The 3367-nt window shown below is 39.5% G+C and carries 4 protein-coding genes; 2 read left to right on the top strand and 2 right to left on the bottom strand.

The genetic code is table 11. The features are described 5' to 3' along the window. Together QXE01_12250 and tenA are read right to left on the bottom strand one after the other, a co-directional pair. Positions 1-198: hypothetical protein (locus QXE01_12250; protein MEM4972009.1), on the bottom strand; the 198-nt coding region annotated here is incomplete at its 3' end. A gap of 156 nt (positions 199-354) precedes the next feature. Next, positions 355-1026, bottom strand: a complete 672-nt coding sequence (gene tenA / locus QXE01_12255; protein MEM4972010.1) for a thiaminase II — start codon at positions 1024-1026, stop codon at positions 355-357. A gap of 527 nt (positions 1027-1553) precedes the next feature. Here tenA and QXE01_12260 point away from each other — a divergent pair. Together QXE01_12260 and QXE01_12265 are read left to right on the top strand one after the other, a co-directional pair. Continuing rightward, positions 1554-1730 carry a hypothetical protein gene (locus QXE01_12260; protein MEM4972011.1) on the top strand — a complete coding sequence of 59 codons (177 nt, stop codon included), beginning with the start codon at positions 1554-1556 and terminating at the stop codon, positions 1728-1730. A 644-nt stretch (positions 1731-2374) separates the two neighbouring features. Beyond that, a partial coding sequence (locus tag QXE01_12265) for an ATP-binding protein (protein MEM4972012.1) occupies positions 2375-3367 on the top strand: 993 nt, incomplete at its 3' end.

Here is a 3367-nt window from a genome sequence, read left to right on the forward strand (position 1 = left end):
GACAGCATATATTCTATCAGCATATATGTGGCTAGTCTGTATTGTAGCTATATTTGGATTTACAAGTATAGCCTTTATACCCTCCTCCTTTATAGCTTTCAGCGCTTGCGAGCCTGAATAATCGAATTCAGCTGCCTCAGCGATCTTTATGCCTCCACTCCCTATCACTAAGATCGATGAGAGGGTTTCTCTAGGCAACTATGCCTTTATACATCAATGCTAAGTAGCTTATAAGAAATAGCTAAAAGAATCATTTTAGATCCCAAGATCTGTGGGAAACATATTGATTATCCAGCATAGAGATGAGAATATAGTTAAATAAAAATTTCCGAGGATCATATATATTTTTGGTATCTATAGTCTGAAAACCCACTTCTCAAGCCTATATGCTGAGTCCCAGAAGAGGTACTCGTATATAGAGCTTATTCTAAAACTCCTCACCACATCTGCCCACAGATCCTCCCCAACCCTAGATAAGATCTTATCAGCTGCGTTGAGAACCATTCTAACTATGTTCTCATATGTTGCTGAGGAATATGTGTCTATCCATCTCCTATAAAGAGGATTCGGAGATCCCTTTTTCTCCAAGTGCTTACCAACCTCAAGGTAGATCCAGTAGCAGGGGAGAACAGCTGCTATAGCCTCCTCATAGCTCTCCTCAGCCACTGTTCTTAACAGGTGGCTTGTATATGCGTAATTAACAGGTGAGGGAGGGATCCTCATGATCTCCTCCTCGCTTAATCCCCACTCAGCTAGGAATGATCTGTGAAGGCTTTTCTCAACCTCTATAGCTGTTTTAGCATGCTCCGAGAACATCGAGATCAGATTCTCATCCCGAGATCTGGATGCGAGTCTAGATAAAGCTCTTGAGAAATCCCTCAGATATAGGGAATCCTGGATTACATAGTATTTAAAGGCCTCAACACTTAGATCCCCAGTAGTTAAACCCCTTATAAACGGGTGATTCAGAATAGCGCTAAACACATCCTCTATAGAACTCCATAACCTCTGTGTTGGGGTAGACATAGAAATCCCAAGGAATATAGATTAATAGCTTTAATAACTATTCTATAGAAATTCTATAGCTATTCAAGGGTATGAAGTCTCTATAAAGACACTGGCACCTCCCTACTATAGAGGGCTTAGGCTTCTCTAAAACTAACATGTTTAAGTACATATGCTATTGCTTGACTTAGCCTTGTATAGCCTTAGATATATTGCCCTTGCCCCCATATAACAGGGGATTCAGGGATGCTGATCTCCTCACGCTAAAATCTATTATTTGAATTACCTTTTGATCTATTTATAGGTCTATCTAGTTATAGATAATGGTGGTCTTATAAGCGTTTAGTGTAAGCTTAGAAGAGAAATTAAGGAGAAGATGGAGAAATACAGAGATAGAATTAATTAGGCTGAGGAGATCAGGAGATTTATTGAGGAGTAGGTTGAGGATGCTCGAGGCTGAAGAGAATTTCAAGGAAATTCTAATTGAGCTGGGAAGGCTTCTTGGAAGATCCCTAGGGAGTTTTCTGTTGAGTCTGTGAGGGAGGATCGTGATAGTTGTTGATGCATCTGCTCTAATAGCGTTTATCCTCAGAGAAGAGGGGTGGGAGAAGCTAGCGAATTTCATGATTCAAACCATCACAGTAGATCATGCTGTTAAAGAGTTCTACAACGCTATATGGAAAGCTGTCTATATTAAGAAGATTCTAAGCCTAGGAGAACGCTGAGGGGATTATCAAGTTATTTAAAGAGTGCTGCGAGAAAAATATCGCCTTTAAACCAGAGAGCAAATATATAGATAATACTAGGCATAGTGTTAAAACACGGTCTAACGGTCTACGATTCATTATATATGGCGCTAGCACTACATAATAGTAAATCTCTCCTTACTCTAGATACCAAACAGAGGAATATAGCGGAGGAGTTAGGGATCAAAGTAATAGAGTTATAACACTCTAACCACTATATTACATTAATCACAGAGGATAAAGAGTCATTCCAGAAGATCATAACTGGATTAAGGCCGGTCTCGAATACCTGTCCTGATAGTATAGAAGAGATCGTAATACGTGATGCTTTGCCTATGAATCAAGACGAGAAAAGAGTTGAGAACATGACGAGCTTTGATAAACCATTTAAACCTTCTAGCCATGTGATCCAGCTAATGAGTTGAAAAATTCCCCTAGCTTATTATCTAATTATCCCTATCCCCTCTCAGGGCCTCGGGGATATGGTTGGTAGCCCTCATCTCTTATAGCTATCATCTGAGGGCTTAGCTGTTATGCTCATCACTACCTCATCATCTAAACTGTCTATAATAGTATTTATTTAAACTTGTAGCACTACAAGTAGGCTTGGGGTGCTACAAGTAGTGCTATTCGATCTGCGCCCAAAATCCAGTAGAGAAGATCTATATGATTTTGATAGAGAGCTTGGAGAGCTTGTTAAGAGCATTGGGTTAAACCCATTAACCGTTGTCATAGGTATTAGAAGATCTGGGAAGACATCTCTTCTAAGAGTTGCTTTAAGCGAATGTGGCTATCCCTATATCTATATAGACCCTAGATTCTCTACTACACCCACATACAGGGATTTTGCATATGTTTTGAAAAGTTCGATTGAGGATTTTTTGAGAAGATATAGCGGTATATATAGGAGGGTTATTGAGTTTCTGAAGAATGTAAGGGGGGTTTCAATAGATATATCAACTCTATCAATAGGGATTAGCTGGAGAAGAGATGAGAGGATAGAGCTTGGAGAACTATTTACAGCTTTAGATAGCCTGGCTAGAGATCTTGGAAAGCCGATTGTCATAGCTATTGATGAAGCCCAGGAGCTCTCTAAAATCACCTGGATACCTATTACAAGAATATTTGCATACATATATGATAATCTGAGAAATTTGAGGATAGTTCTGACAGGATCGGAAATAGGTGTTCTATTCAAGTTCCTAGGAATAGAAGATCCCAGCTCACCCCTATATGGGAGATACATACATATAATTAAGACAAGAAAGCTTTCTAGAGAAGAATCTATAGATTTTCTCGAAAAAGGCTTCTCAGAGCTAGGTTTAAGCATCCCCCGAAATATCATTGAAAAAGCTGTAGAAGAGCTCGACGGTGTCATAGGCTGGCTAACTCTATTTGGATACACATGCTATCTAAACCCAGGCACATGTATAGAGAACATCGATAAGATCCTTGAGCAAGCTATTAGAATAGGTAGAGAAGAGCTCGAGAAACTCCTATCTACGAGTAGAAGCGTCAGATATAGAGCATTGCTAGAGATACTCACAAGTGAGAGGAGGTGGAGCGAGATAAAAAAGCTATTAGAGATCAAGGAGGGTAGAACTATAAATGATAGG

Source organism: Sulfolobales archaeon (assembly GCA_038897115.1).
Taxonomy (GTDB): Archaea; Thermoproteota; Thermoprotei_A; order Sulfolobales; family AG1; genus AG1.